Genomic DNA, 13,697 nt, shown 5'->3' with positions numbered 1-13,697 from the left:
TCAGGTTCAATGGGTATCATCTCAGCCTAAAGCACCCCAAATGTCTTTATTATTTAATTACTGCACCAGTATAGCAAAAAATGAAAGCCCTAGCAAGATATTTGATTAGAAAATATATTTATATTGTTTTTAATGGTGATTTATTCCTCCTATAGACGAAAAAAACCTCCACATCAAGTGGAGGCAAGCTGTTTTATCAATACAATTTTAAGTCGCGTGGGTCAACTGGGAAGGTTGGGTTGTATGGGTTATGACGAAGTTTAAAGTGTTTGACATCTTCAATGGTCTGAGTTCCAGATAACTGCATAACTGTCTTCAATTCTGCATTCAAGTGTTCAAAGACTTGGCGTACACCGACACTACCACCAAGGGCCAAGCCATAGATAACAGGGCGACCAATAGCTACCAAGTCTGCTCCTGAAGCCAAGGCTTTAAAGACGTGTTGACCACGACGAACACCTGAGTCAAAGACAATTGGCACGCGTTTATCAACTGCTTCAGCTACTTCTTGAAGTGAGTCGAAGGCAGCTGGTCCACCGTCGATTTGGCGACCACCGTGGTTGGTTACCCAGATACCAGAAGCTCCCGCAGCAAGCGAACGTTCAACGTCCTCACGGCATTGTGGTCCCTTGACATAAACAGGAAGTCCTGAGTATTCAGCGATAAATTCTACATCACGTGGAGACAAGCGTTGTTTAGCTGATTTGTAAACAAAGTCCATTGATTTACCAGCACCTTCTGGCAGGTATTCTTCAACAATCGGCATGCCAACTGGGAAGACAAAACCATTACGCTTATCAACCTCACGATTACCCCCTACAGTAGCATCTGCTGTCAAGACAATCGCTTTATAACCTTCAGCCTTCACACGGTCCATGATGTGGCGGTTAATCCCGTCATCCTTACTAAAGTAAAATTGGAACCAATGAGGTGTCCCTTGAAGGGCTTCCGTAATTTCTGGAAGATCGACAGTAGAGTAGGAACTGGTTGTATAGAGGGAACCAAACTCATGTACACCACGCGCAGTCGCCACTTCACCCTGTTCATTTGCCAATTTATGAGCCGCAACAGGCGCCATAATAATTGGTGAAGACAATTTTTCACCTGCAAATTCAATCTCTGTACTTGGATTTTCTACATTGCAAAGTGTATGAGGAACGATGAGTTTGTGGTTAAAGGCACGAATATTCTCACGCAAAGTGAAAGTATCTTCCGCCCCACTAGCGATATATCCAAATGCTGCTTTCGGAATAACTTGTTGCGCCATTGGCTCCAAATCATAGGTATTGATGAAATCTACATGACCCTCTGCATTGCTTGTTTTGTATGACATAAAATGCCCTCCTTAATAAGTAAGCGTTTACTTTGTATATTACAAAAATATCTTAACTCTTTTTTCAAAAATTTTCAAATATTTTGTTTGGAAATTTCAGAAATTCTAGGACTATGATAAAAAATCCCTATAACAGCAATAAAAAATAAATATTATCCAAAGGAGATTTTAAGTGCTACAATAACTGTATTATTTCTAGATGGGAGGTTTTATTTTTGGATTGGTCCATTGTTGAACAATATCTACCACTATATCAAAAGGCATTTCTTCTGACCTTGCATATTGCAGTTTGGGGAATTTTGGGATCCTTTCTGCTCGGTTTAATCGTTAGTATCATCCGACATTATCGAATTCCTATTTTGGCGCAAGTAGCGACAGCCTATATTGAATTGTCACGTAATACGCCCCTTTTGATTCAACTCTTCTTTCTCTACTTCGGTCTTCCCCGAATAGGGATTGTCCTATCTTCAGAAGTCTGCGCTACTCTAGGACTTATCTTTCTAGGGGGCTCCTATATGGCAGAATCTTTCCGAAGTGGGTTGGAAGCCGTCAGTCAAACCCAGCAGGAGATTGGATTAGCCATCGGTCTGACACCTATACAGGTCTTTCGCTATGTAGTTCTTCCGCAAGCAACAGCGGTGGCCCTACCGTCTTTTAGTGCCAATGTCATTTTCCTCATCAAGGAAACCTCCGTTTTCTCAGCAGTAGCTTTGGCCGACCTCATGTACGTCGCCAAGGACTTGATTGGGCTCTACTATGAAACAGACATTGCGCTTGCTATGTTGGTAGGTGCTTATTTGATGATACTTCTACCCATTTCACTGGTCTTTAGCTGGATAGAAAGGAGGCTCCGCCATGCAGGATTCGGGAATCCAAGTACTCTTTCAGGGAAATAATCTCCTGAGAATCTTACAGGGATTGAGCGTTACGATTGGGATATCCATCCTATCTGTCCTCTTATCCATGATGTTCGGAACAGTCATGGGAATCATCATGACCTCCCATTCTAGAATCGTACGATTTTTAACACGATTGTATCTGGAATTCATCCGTATCATACCCCAGCTGGTACTACTCTTCATCGTTTACTTTGGCTTGGCTCGAAACTTTAATATCAATATCTCAGGTGAGACTTCTGCTATTATCGTTTTCACCCTCTGGGGAACAGCTGAGATGGGGGACTTGGTCCGTGGAGCCATCACTTCCCTTCCTAAGCATCAGTTTGAAAGTGGACAGGCACTCGGCTTAACCAATGTTCAACTTTACTACCACATCATTATCCCACAAGTCTTTAGAAGATTACTGCCACAAGCCATCAATCTTGTTACTCGGATGATTAAAACCACTTCCTTGGTTGTTTTGATAGGGGTTGTTGAGGTTACAAAGGTTGGACAACAAATCATCGATAGCAATCGCCTGACCATCCCAACTGCTTCCTTTTGGATTTATGGAACCATTCTGGTCTTGTATTTCGCAGTCTGCTTTCCTATTTCCAAACTATCCACTCACTTAGAAAAACATTGGAGGAACTAAATGTCTGAAACTATCTTAGAAATCAAGGAACTCAAAAAATCCTTCGGAGACAATCCCATCCTCCAAGGTCTATCCCTACAAATCAATAAAGGGGAAGTTGTCGTCATCCTAGGGCCATCTGGTTGTGGTAAAAGTACCCTCCTTCGTTGCCTTAATGGCTTAGAAAATATTCAAGGTGGAGATATCCTGCTGCATGGTCAGTCTATCGTTGAAAATAAAAAAGATTTTCACCTAGTTCGCCAAAAGATTGGCATGGTCTTTCAAAGCTATGAACTCTTTCCCCATCTGGATGTCCTACAAAACCTCATCCTAGGCCCTATCAAGGCTCAGGGAAGAGACAAGAAGCAAGTAACTGAAGAAGCTCTGCAACTACTAGAGCGTGTCGGTTTACTAGATAAGCAACATAGCTTTGCGCGTCAATTATCTGGTGGACAGAAGCAACGGGTTGCAATTGTCCGTGCCCTCCTCATGCATCCAGAAATTATCCTCTTTGACGAAGTGACGGCTTCGCTGGATCCAGAAATGGTACGTGAGGTGCTGGAACTTATCAATGATTTGGCCCAAGAAGGCCGTACCATGATTCTAGTAACCCACGAAATGCAGTTTGCTCAAGCTATTGCCGATCGGATTATCTTCCTCGACCAAGGGAAAATCGCTGAAGAAGGAACGGCTCAAGCCTTCTTTACCAATCCGCAAACCAAACGAGCCCAGGAATTTTTAAACGTCTTTGACTTTAGCCAATTTGGCTCATATCTATAAAGGAGATTCTTATGAAACTATTCAAACCACTCTTAACTGTTTTTGCACTTGCCTTCGCCCTTATCTTTGTCACAGCTTGTAGCTCAGGTGGAAATGCTGGTTCATCCTCTGGAAAAACAACTGCCAAGGCTCGCACAATCGATGAAATCAAAAAAAGCGGTGAACTGCGAATCGCCGTATTTGGAGATAAGAAACCTTTTGGTTACGTTGACAATGACGGTTCTTACCAAGGTTACGATATTGAACTTGGGAACCAACTGGCACAAGACCTTGGGGTGAAGGTTAAATACGTTTCAGTCGACGCTGCCAACCGTGCTGAATACTTGATTTCAAACAAGGTAGATATTACTCTTGCCAACTTTACAGTGACTGACGAACGCAAGAAACAAGTTGATTTTGCCCTTCCATACATGAAAGTATCACTCGGTGTTGTGTCACCAAAAGATAAAGTCATCAAAGACGTTAAAGAATTAGAAGGCAAAACCTTGATTGTCACAAAAGGAACAACTGCTGAAACTTATTTTGAGAAAAATCACCCAGAAGTAAAACTCCAAAAATACGACCAATATAGCGATGCCTACCAAGCCCTTCTTGACGGACGTGGAGATGCCTTTTCAACTGACAATACTGAAGTCCTAGCTTGGGCACTTGAAAATAAAGGATTTGAAGTAGGAATTACTTCCCTCGGTGATCCAGATACCATCGCAGCAGCAGTTCAAAAAGGCAACCAAGAATTGCTAGACTTCATCAATAAAGATATTGAAAAATTAGGCAAGGAAACCTTCTTCCACAAGGCCTATGAAAAAACACTTCACCCAACCTACGGTGACGCTGCTAAAGCAGATGACCTGGTTGTTGAAGGTGGAAAAGTTGACTAATACTCTTCGAAAATCTCTTCAAACCATATCAGCTTCACCTTGGATTATATTTGATTTTCATTGAGTATAAGATCCAATAACATCACAAAAAGAAATCAGGTAATCCTAGTGACTACCTGATTTTCTATGTCTTAAGCATTTTGCCAATTTTCTTGGTCTTCTTTAAAGCTTTTTAGAAGGTCGAGCCCTTCTGGTGTGATGTAACCTTCTTCTTGAGCTAGGTGAATGAGTTCACTGTAGTTAGAAAGTGTTAACAGCTTAACACCAGCATCTGCAAAGTTTTTGTCTGCTTTTGGCAATTGGTAGCTGAAAATCGCTACAACTCCAAGCACATCTGCTCCTTCTCGCTTGGCTGCTGCCACGGCCTCGAGAACAGAACCACCAGTTGAAATGAGGTCTTCAACCACTACCATCTTTTGCCCCTGAGCTACGCGGCCTTCGATTTGGTTACCAGCTCCGTGGTCTTTTGGTTTGCTACGGATGTAGGCAAATGGCAAGTTCATCTTATCAGCAATAATAGCTCCGTGTGGAATCCCTGCTGTTGCAGTTCCTGCAATCACTTCTACCTCTGGAAAGGCTTCTTTGATAGCTTCCACAAAGCCATTTTCAATGAGGGTACGAGTTTCTGGATAGGCAAGGGTCACACGGTTATCTGTATAAATGGGTGACTTGATACCAGATGCCCAAGTGAAAGGCTCCTCTGGTTTGAGGTAAACGGCTTGGATTTTCAAGAGGTGGCTAGCGATATCTTTAGCAAGTGTCATGGTATTCTCCTTTTATTTTTCTAATCTAGTTCTTTAATTCCAGTCCTGTGTCCATTCATTCTTGATGGCATGATAAGCTGCAACAGGATCCTCAGCTTGGGTAATGGGACGTCCCACTACGATATAGTCACTACCGATTTGATAGGCATCAGCAGGTGTCATAACGCGTTTTTGATCTCCAATAGCAGCTCCCTGTGGACGAATGCCCGGTGTCAGACAAATAAACTCTGGTTTGGTAGCCTGCTTGATGACTTGCACTTCCTGAGCCGAGCAAACAACACCATCTAATCCCGCTTCAGCTGTCTTCTTAGCATAATGAATCACAGACTCTTGCAGGCTGGTTTGGATATTTTGAAACTCCTGCATCTGAGCTTCTGATGTTGACGTGAGCTGAGTGACAGCGATCAATTTGGCTTGACTTCCAAGACCTTCACGCGCAGCCTTCATCATCTCTACACCGCCAGCCGCATGAACATTTGTCATATCCACACCAAGCTGAGACAGGACCTTCATAGCTGATTTGACTGTATTGGGAATGTCATGAAGTTTGAGATCCAAAAAGACACTATGACCTTGACCTTTCAAGTAGGACACAATCTCAGGACCCGTTGCGTAATAAAGCTCCATCCCTACCTTAAGATAAAGGCTTTCTTCTGCTGGAAAAAGAGCTAAGAATTCCTTGACCGCCTCAAAACTAGGAAAATCAAGAGCAATAACTGGACGATGTTCTCGCATAGGTTTCTCCTTTTACCTTTGCTAGTGAGAGAGTCTGGCCACAAGAAGCCACGAAAAAAGGAACCTGCCAACAGCAAGGTTCCACGAAAAATGGGTAGTCTCCACCCTTTCACCGTCTAACCTTAGCTGCCTCTCTGGACTGCTTTAAAGGTTTTTTACTATTCTATTATTTCTACTAACACTTGTCAAGTAAAAACATGGCAACTAAAGAGCTATAGAAGAAAAGGTAAACCTAGCGACGCGATGAACGTCGGGTCGTTTGGTTTTGATTGCCCTCTTCCTCCAGCTTTTTCCTTTCCTCTTCTAGTTTATTCTGCTGTTCTTCCAGTCTTTTCTTCTCTTCCTCTTTTTGTTTCTTCTCAGCTTCCTTAGCCTCTTGTTTGGCTTTTTCCTCAGCCTCCATAATTAATTTATCCGCCACAGTGTAACTGTAAATTCCAGCTTCCATGTCAATCACACTCGGTTCTGACAATTGTGGCTTAATCTTACTGTAGTAAGGCAGTTTCTTACTCATTTCAGATAGAGGAACCAAGACCTCGTCCGAATCATTCATAGTCAATCGAATTAAATCTGATGTGACCTTGCTTGGGGCTAATTCCACCTTTTGGATAGCAGACTTGAGTTCTGGACTAATTTGAGCAAGTTCTGACGTAAAAGTCTTGATTTGTTCGCTGTCATTAAAGAAAACTGATATATAAGTTTCTGGCAGACTCACCAAACTCACCGAACTGGTCTCAAGCTGACCGCTTGAAAGGATTGGATAATGACTTTCTCCAGAAACATAGTAGGCCACAATATCATATTCCTTAACCTTGATTGTAAACTTGGTTGGAAATTGATAGACAAGCTGAGCTGATTCAACCCAATAGTTAGATTTGATCTGCTCTTCATATTTTGCCTTGTCTAGCAGAAGGTTAATCGTATAATCCGAATCCTGAATGCCTGAAGCCTGTCGAATATCATCAGCTGTAGTTTGCACTGTTCCCTCAACACGAATATCCTTCATGGTCGCATAAGGACTAAGCAAATAAGCAGAGACAACCAATAAAATCAGACTGAGAAACAAAATCGAGATAGCCCGCCAGATATGAACTCCTGGAATTTTCGGTTTGACTGGTTTTTCCTTTACAGGCTTTTTCTCTGCCTTTTTATCCCGTTTATCCTCTTTCTCTGTCTTTTTAGACTTTGATTCTTCTTTGACTACTTCTTTTTTGACGTCTTCTGACTCTTCTACTTTTTCTTTAGCATCTTCCTTAGCTGATTTTGGGTCTTTTGGTTCAGATTCACTCTCTTGGTCCTCGGTTTCATCTGACTTTTCAGATTTTGAAGCCATTCGTGCTTGTCTTTCCTTTTCCTTCTCCTCAGCTAGGGCCGCCTCTTCCTCAGCCTTCTTTTTTAGATATTCCTGGTTTCGTTTCTGCCATTCTGATAACTCTTTAAATTCTTCGAGGATTTCTTTGCCCTCATTTTTCTTATCTTTTGACATTTACTTTCCTTATGATAAATCTTTTTTCAACAATTGATAAAAATCTGCTAGAGATTTCAATTCCTTTGAAGCCCTCATCTTAGCTTGGTAATCTTCCTTGTGACTTAGTAAGTGAGAAAGCTTCTCTTCTAAACTGTCCAAGGTCAAATCGCTTTCTTGAAGCTCTTCTGCATAGCCTTTTTTTACAAAGTAAGCTGCATTTTCAATCTGGTCTCCACGACTAGCTTCACGACCAAGTGGCACAATAACATGCAATTTTGCCATGGCCAAGAGCTCAAAAATCGTATTGGCACCACCACGTGTCACAACAATATCAGCCAATTCCATCAAGGGTTGATAGAGATTGGTCACATAGTCAACACGAAAGAGATTTTGGCTCAACTCATTCAGGCTAGAATCTCCAGTTAGATTGATAATATTGTAGCGCTCTGTCAGTTCTTTCTTATGGTCTGTCACCAATTGGTTAAAGACACGAGCGCCTGCAGAACCACCGACAAACAATACAGTTGGCAATTTAGGATTAAAGTGGGTTTGGATATCCACCAATTCATCTGGTTCTGAATTTTTTTGGTCTGAAACCTTTGTCACTGCCCCCACATGCTCGACCTTAGACAAACTTGAAGCTTGCTCAAAGGTTGAATACATCTTCGTCGCAAATTTATAAGCTATTTTATTGGCCAATCCCATAGACAGGTCAGATTCGTGAATAAAGACTGGCACTCCTGACACACGCGCAGCGATAACAGTCGGTACTGAGACAAAGCCTCCCTTTGAAAAAAGAGCCTGTGGACGAAGTCGTAACATGATAAAGAGAGATTGGACGATTCCCCAGCCAACTTTGAAGACGTCCAGCATATTTTGCCAAGAGAAATAGCGACGCAATTTTCCAGTCGCAATGGAGTGGAAAGTGACATCCAAGCCTGACTTGAGGATTTCTTGGTGTTCAATCCCACGCTTATCCCCGATATAGTGGACTTCCCAGCCATCTTCGATGAACTTGGGAATCAACAAAAGGTTGAGGGTCACGTGTCCAACCGTCCCCCCACCTGTAAAGACAATTTTTTTCATATTATTCCTTTAACTCCGCTACTGTGTCGATAAAGAGGTCGCCACGTACTTCAAAGTTAGCATACATATCCCAGCTAGCATTAGCAGGACTGAGAAGAACCACATCTCCTTGAGTCGCAAGTTCATAGGCCTTGCGAGTCGCATCTGCAATATCAGTCGCATCCACATAAGACACACCAGCCTTATCTGCTGCCCGTTTAACACGTTCTGCAGACTGACCAAGGATGACCATCTTCTTGAGTCCAGTAATATCTGGCACCAATTCGTCAAACTCATTGCCACGATCCAAACCACCTGCAATCAAAATGACCTTGCTGTTGTCAAATCCTGACAAGGCTTTTTGAGTAGCCAAGATATTGGTTGACTTGCTATCATTATAGAATTTGACACCCTTGATTTCATCCACAAATTGGAGACGGTGTTTGACACCTCCAAAGGCTGAAAGAGTTTCTTTAATGGTTTGGTTATCCACACTACGAAGCTTGGCTACAGCAATAGTCGCAAGGGCATTTTCCACATTGTGGCTACCTGGAACTCCGGTTTCATTCGCTGCCATGACCACTTCACCACGGAAGTAGAGTTGACCATCTTCCAGATAAGCTCCATCAACCTTTTCAAGTGTTGAGAATGGTACAACTGTAGCTTGTGTTTTAGTAGCTAATTCTTTTGCCAAGTCTTGGTTAAAGTTCAAGACAAGGAAATCAGCCGCTGTCATCTTGTTCTGGATATTCCACTTGGCTGCTACATATTCCTCAAATGACCCATGGTAGTCAATATGAGTTGGCATGAGGTTGGTAATAACCGCAATCTCTGGATGGAATTCTTGAACGCCCATGAGTTGGAAAGAAGAAAGTTCCATAACAAGCGTGTCCTTGTCTGACGCAGTTTGGGCCACTTGACTAGCTGGATAGCCGATATTTCCTGATAAAAGACCATGTTGTCCAGCAGCAGTCAAAACTTCCCCAATCATGGTCGTTGTGGTTGTTTTTCCATTTGAACCAGTAATACCAACAATCGGTGCTTCTGAAATCAAGTAAGCCAATTCCACCTCGGTCAAGACTGGAATTCCCTTCGCCAAAGCCTTTTCAATCATAGGATTACTGTATGGGATACCTGGATTTTTCACCATAAGGGCGAACTCTTCATCCAAGAGTTCCAAAGGATGACCGCCTGTGATAACCTTGATCCCTTCTTCCAGCAAACTTTGGGCAGCTGGATTATCCTCAAAAGGTTTCCCGTCATTTACTGTCACAATAGCACCTAGTTTGTCCAACAAACGAGCTGCGGATTCACCAGACTTGGCCAAACCTAAAACAAGGACTTTCTTATTTTTAAATTGATCTATTACTTTCATGTCTCGAACTCCATTTCTACTCTTACTATTTTACCATTTTTATGGAAATAATTCTAAATGAAAATGCTCAGATTGGGCATTCTAACAAGCAAAAAGAGAGCCAAAACTCTCTTTTTATCTTCTTTTACTTTTACTGACCGACATGAGGGTAATATCTCGCAAGCTAAAGTATGCTAGGAAAAGCATGGCGATTGTGATAAAGAATTCTGTCGGTAGCTGAAAGATTTGCAGAACTGACAACATGAGCAAAATCAAAAGTGCTACGAAAGCAAAGACGACAAGGACGATGTTAACTGTCCCTTTAATGCTTTCTGGTGTCGCAAATACATAGAGTAGTAATAAGAGGAGTCCTATGATTAAATAAACCATCTTTATCTCTTTCTAGCTCTTATTCAGCTGATTTTTTCTTCTTGTTAGCTTTCTCACGCTCTGCCTTGTTAAGGATTTGTTTACGCAAACGGATAGACTCAGGAGTTACTTCCATGTACTCATCATCATTCAAGAACTCAAGAGACTCTTCAAGGGTCAAGATACGAGGTGTCTTGATAACAGCTGTTTGGTCCTTAGTAGCTGAACGAACGTTAGTCATTTGTTTTGCCTTAGTGATGTTAACGGTCAAGTCGTTTTCACGAGAGTTTTCACCGATGATCATTCCTTCATAAACCTCAGTACCTGGGTTGACAAAGATTGTACCACGTTCTTCGATAGACATGATTGAGTAAGTTGTAGCCTTACCAGCATCGATAGAAACAAGGGCACCACGGTGACGACCACCAATTTCACCTGGAATCAAAGGCAAGTATTGGTCGAAGGTATGGTTCATGATACCGTAACCACGAGTCATTGACAAGAACTCAGTTGAGTATCCAATCAAACCACGCGCTGGAACAAGGAAGACCAAACGAGTTTGACCATTACCAGTTGAAATCATATCCAACATTTCACCCTTACGTTCAGAAAGACTTTGGATAACAGACCCTTGGTATTCTTCTGGAGTGTCGATTTGAACACGTTCAAATGGCTCACATTTAACTCCATCGATTTCTTTTACGATAACTTCTGGACGAGATACTTGAAGTTCATATCCCTCACGACGCATTGTTTCGATAAGGATTGACAAGTGCAATTCTCCACGTCCTGAAACAGTCCATTTATCTGGTGAATCAGTTGGCTCAACACGAAGGGAAACGTCTGTTTGCAATTCTGCCTGCAAGCGTTCTTCCACCTTACGAGAAGTTACCCATTTACCTTCTTTACCAGCAAATGGTGAGTTGTTGACCAAGAATGTCATTTGAAGAGTTGGCTCATCGATGTGTAGGATTGGAAGAGCTTCTACTGCATCTGTCGGAGTAATGGTTTCACCGACAAAGATGTCTTCCATACCTGAAACGGCAATCAAGTCACCCGCTTTAGCTTCTTGGATTTCACGACGTTCCAAACCAAAGAAACCAAAGAGTTTTGTAACACGGAAGTTTTTAGTTGTACCATCAAGTTTAGAAAGGGTAACTTGGTCCCCAACCTTAACAGTACCACGGAAGACACGACCGATACCGATACGTCCAACGAAGTCATTGTAGTCCAAAAGTGACACTTGGAACTGTAAAGGCTCATCTGAGTTATCTACTGGAGCTGGGATGTGGTCGATAATCGTGTCAAAGATTGGTGCCATAGTAGCTTCTTGGTCAGCTGGATCGTCTGACAATGAAGAAGTTCCGTTGATCGCTGAAGCATACACCACTGGGAAGTCAAGCTGGTCATCATCTGCACCAAGCTCGATGAAAAGTTCCAAGACTTCGTCCACTACTTCTGCTGGACGAGCTGATGGTTTGTCGATTTTGTTAACAACCACGATTGGGACAAGGTCTTGTTCCAAAGCTTTTTTCAATACGAAACGAGTTTGTGGCATTGTTCCTTCGTAGGCATCTACGACCAAGACAACACCGTCAACCATTTTCATGATACGCTCAACTTCTCCACCGAAGTCCGCGTGTCCTGGTGTGTCCATGATATTGATACGAGTTCCGTTGTAGGCAACGGCTGTATTTTTAGCAAGGATGGTAATTCCACGCTCTTTTTCGATATCGTTTGAGTCCATAGCACGCTCTGCCAATTCAGTACGTGCATCAAGCGTTTCTGATTGTTTCAATAATTCGTCAACGAGGGTTGTTTTACCGTGGTCAACGTGGGCGATAATCGCAATGTTACGGATATCTTCTCTAAGTTTTGTCATGATTTCCTCTATAATATTCAAAATTTATTTTCTAACTGAACGATTATACCATATTTTCAAGTAAATAACATAACTCAAGCAAGTGTAAATGTTTTCACTGCGCTTTTCTTTTCACGTCAAGCCTTTTCAAAGCAAGCGACTTATGATAAGATAAGCACAGTATGCGTTTAGATAATTTATTAGCCCAAGAAAAAATCAGCCGAAAGACCATGAAACAAGCCTTACTCAAAGGGGACATTCTCGTCGATAGTTGCCCAGCCCGCTCCCTAGCCCAAAATATCGATACAGGACTACAGGAGCTCCTCTTTCGGGGCCGAATCATTCAAGGCTATGAGCACACCTATCTGATGCTTCATAAGCCTGCTGGTGTCGTGACAGCCAATAGAGACACGGAACTTCCAACTGTCATGGACCTCCTTCCGCCTGACATCCAGTCTGACAAGCTCTATGCCGTCGGCCGACTGGACCGAGATACGACAGGACTCCTTCTCTTGACCGATAACGGTCCCTTAGGCTTTCAGCTCCTCCATCCCCAATATCATGTCGATAAAACCTATCGAGTTGAGGTCAATGGACTTCTGACACCTGACCATATCCAAGCCTTTCAAAAGGGAATTGTCTTTTTAGATGGTACTGTCTGTAAACCTGCAAGACTAGAGATTCTATCTGCAAGTCCTTCCCACAGCCAAGCCTCTATCACCATTTCAGAAGGAAAATTTCATCAGGTTAAAAAAATGTTCCTCTCAGTTGGTGTCAAGGTGACCTCCCTCAAACGTACCTGTTTTGGATCTTGGAGCTTAGATCAGAATCTTCAAGAAGGAGACTACCGTCCCCTAAACTCACAAGAGTTGACAAGCATTCGTGACTTACTCAGAAAAAGTGGTTAAAAAATGAGCTCGGAAACATCCAAGCTCGTTTTCTTATTTGTAATCAACCTACAAGGAAAAATTTATCAATCATTTCTTGTTTTGGTTCTGGAGAATAGTGATAATTTTTAACTTTTTTGATACTTTCTATTCCGAAATGTTCAATCAATCTCATCATGTATCTTAGCCCAGAAACATCCACACTAAATCTTTTTGAAAGTTGCTTTAAGCTTTGACCTTGCTTTTTATGTTCATAGCTCTGAACTTTATCCTCATAAGTTATTTTCATAATAAAACACCCCAAAAGCTAGATTTTTCTGCTAACTTTCGGGGTGAGTTTAACAATAAAATGTTTTATTGTTAAGCTGATATATTCATAAGAACTATAAATCCTAAAATCCACATAATTACAGAAATTACAATACCTACGATACCAAGTATTTTTTCTGTTTTATAGTCCAGCTCAGACTCTTTTTGATGTGAATTAGCTAACACTAATCCAATAATTCCCAAAACAAGCCCTACCACTGGTAGTAGAAAACCAAGAACGATAGATAGGATACCTAAAACAAGGGAAGATTTCTTCTTTTCTTTCATATTATAAAACTCCTAAAATTATTACCACTAAATTATATCAAAAGAAATAGGTTTTGTCTATATAATACTATAAGTTTTTTCATAATATTAATTA

General features: G+C 41.8%; 14 protein-coding genes and 1 pseudogene. 5 read left to right on the top strand and 10 right to left on the bottom strand.

What is annotated here, in order from left to right:
• Window positions 1–196: 196 nt before the first annotated feature.
• The gene (gene lctO / locus CBI42_RS05740; RefSeq protein ID WP_049524544.1) at window positions 197–1,333 is read right to left on the bottom strand and encodes an L-lactate oxidase; all 1,137 of its coding nucleotides are present in this window, start codon (window positions 1,331–1,333) and stop codon (window positions 197–199) included.
• Between the two features lie 215 nt (window positions 1,334–1,548).
• Between lctO and CBI42_RS05735 the strand changes: the two genes are divergently transcribed.
• Genes CBI42_RS05735 through CBI42_RS05720 form a run of 4 tightly spaced genes read left to right on the top strand, consistent with a single transcriptional unit; the run spans window position 1,549 to window position 4,503 of the window.
• Window positions 1,549–2,229, top strand: coding sequence for an amino acid ABC transporter permease (locus tag CBI42_RS05735; protein ID WP_094753474.1), 681 nt, complete (start codon window positions 1,549–1,551; stop codon window positions 2,227–2,229).
• On the top strand, window positions 2,189–2,866 hold the full coding sequence (locus tag CBI42_RS05730) for an amino acid ABC transporter permease (protein ID WP_094753473.1): 678 nt from the start codon (window positions 2,189–2,191) through the stop codon (window positions 2,864–2,866). Before CBI42_RS05735 ends, CBI42_RS05730 begins: the two co-directional genes overlap by 41 nt.
• A complete protein-coding gene (locus CBI42_RS05725; RefSeq protein WP_094753472.1) occupies window positions 2,867–3,625 on the top strand; it encodes an amino acid ABC transporter ATP-binding protein in 759 nt (252 codons plus the stop codon).
• A gap of 11 nt (window positions 3,626–3,636) precedes the next feature.
• Window positions 3,637–4,503: a cysteine ABC transporter substrate-binding protein gene (locus CBI42_RS05720; RefSeq protein WP_094753471.1), complete on the top strand. Its 867-nt coding sequence runs from the start codon at window positions 3,637–3,639 to the stop codon at window positions 4,501–4,503.
• Between the two features lie 131 nt (window positions 4,504–4,634).
• On the opposite strand, the gene pyrE is transcribed toward CBI42_RS05720, so the two are convergent.
• From pyrE to typA, 7 genes are all read right to left on the bottom strand, one after another.
• Window positions 4,635–5,267: an orotate phosphoribosyltransferase gene (pyrE, locus tag CBI42_RS05715; RefSeq protein ID WP_049510631.1), complete on the bottom strand. Its 633-nt coding sequence runs from the start codon at window positions 5,265–5,267 to the stop codon at window positions 4,635–4,637.
• A gap of 33 nt (window positions 5,268–5,300) precedes the next feature.
• On the bottom strand, window positions 5,301–6,002 hold the full coding sequence (gene pyrF / locus CBI42_RS05710; RefSeq protein WP_094753470.1) for an orotidine-5'-phosphate decarboxylase: 702 nt from the start codon (window positions 6,000–6,002) through the stop codon (window positions 5,301–5,303).
• Window positions 6,003–6,234: 232 nt separating this feature from the next.
• Entirely contained in the window at window positions 6,235–7,488 is a 1,254-nt protein-coding gene (locus tag CBI42_RS05705) for a cell division protein FtsQ/DivIB (RefSeq protein ID WP_094753469.1), read from the bottom strand.
• A gap of 9 nt (window positions 7,489–7,497) precedes the next feature.
• A complete protein-coding gene (locus CBI42_RS05700) occupies window positions 7,498–8,556 on the bottom strand; it encodes a UDP-N-acetylglucosamine--N-acetylmuramyl-(pentapeptide) pyrophosphoryl-undecaprenol N-acetylglucosamine transferase (RefSeq protein ID WP_094753468.1) in 1,059 nt (352 codons plus the stop codon).
• A gap of 1 nt (window position 8,557) precedes the next feature.
• Window positions 8,558–9,910 (bottom strand): UDP-N-acetylmuramoyl-L-alanine--D-glutamate ligase, encoded by a 1,353-nt coding sequence (murD, locus tag CBI42_RS05695; protein WP_094753467.1) that lies wholly within the window; start codon window positions 9,908–9,910, stop codon window positions 8,558–8,560.
• A 114-nt stretch (window positions 9,911–10,024) separates the two neighbouring features.
• A complete protein-coding gene (locus tag CBI42_RS05690) occupies window positions 10,025–10,279 on the bottom strand; it encodes a DUF3165 family protein (protein ID WP_070478598.1) in 255 nt (84 codons plus the stop codon).
• A 19-nt stretch (window positions 10,280–10,298) separates the two neighbouring features.
• Complete coding sequence (typA, locus tag CBI42_RS05685; protein ID WP_049544361.1) at window positions 10,299–12,140, bottom strand: translational GTPase TypA; 1,842 nt, start codon at window positions 12,138–12,140, stop codon at window positions 10,299–10,301.
• Between the two features lie 161 nt (window positions 12,141–12,301).
• Between typA and CBI42_RS05680 the strand changes: the two genes are divergently transcribed.
• Window positions 12,302–13,027, top strand: a complete 726-nt coding sequence (locus CBI42_RS05680; protein WP_094753466.1) for a 16S rRNA pseudouridine(516) synthase — start codon at window positions 12,302–12,304, stop codon at window positions 13,025–13,027.
• Window positions 13,028–13,088: 61 nt separating this feature from the next.
• Here the strand turns inward: CBI42_RS05680 and CBI42_RS12660 are convergent.
• Both CBI42_RS12660 and CBI42_RS05675 read right to left on the bottom strand, forming a co-directional pair.
• Window positions 13,089–13,295 (bottom strand): annotated as a pseudogene (locus tag CBI42_RS12660) (IS3 family transposase); the annotation flags it as partial.
• Window positions 13,296–13,366: 71 nt separating this feature from the next.
• Window positions 13,367–13,603 carry a hypothetical protein gene (locus tag CBI42_RS05675; protein WP_004261680.1) on the bottom strand — a complete coding sequence of 79 codons (237 nt, stop codon included), beginning with the start codon at window positions 13,601–13,603 and terminating at the stop codon, window positions 13,367–13,369.
• Window positions 13,604–13,697: the final 94 nt, after the last annotated feature.

Source organism: Streptococcus sp. KR (genome assembly GCF_002238115.1).
Lineage (GTDB): Bacteria > Bacillota > Bacilli > Lactobacillales > Streptococcaceae > Streptococcus.
Note: the sequence above shows the minus strand (reverse complement) of the source record. Positions and strands in the feature narration are given on the sequence as shown.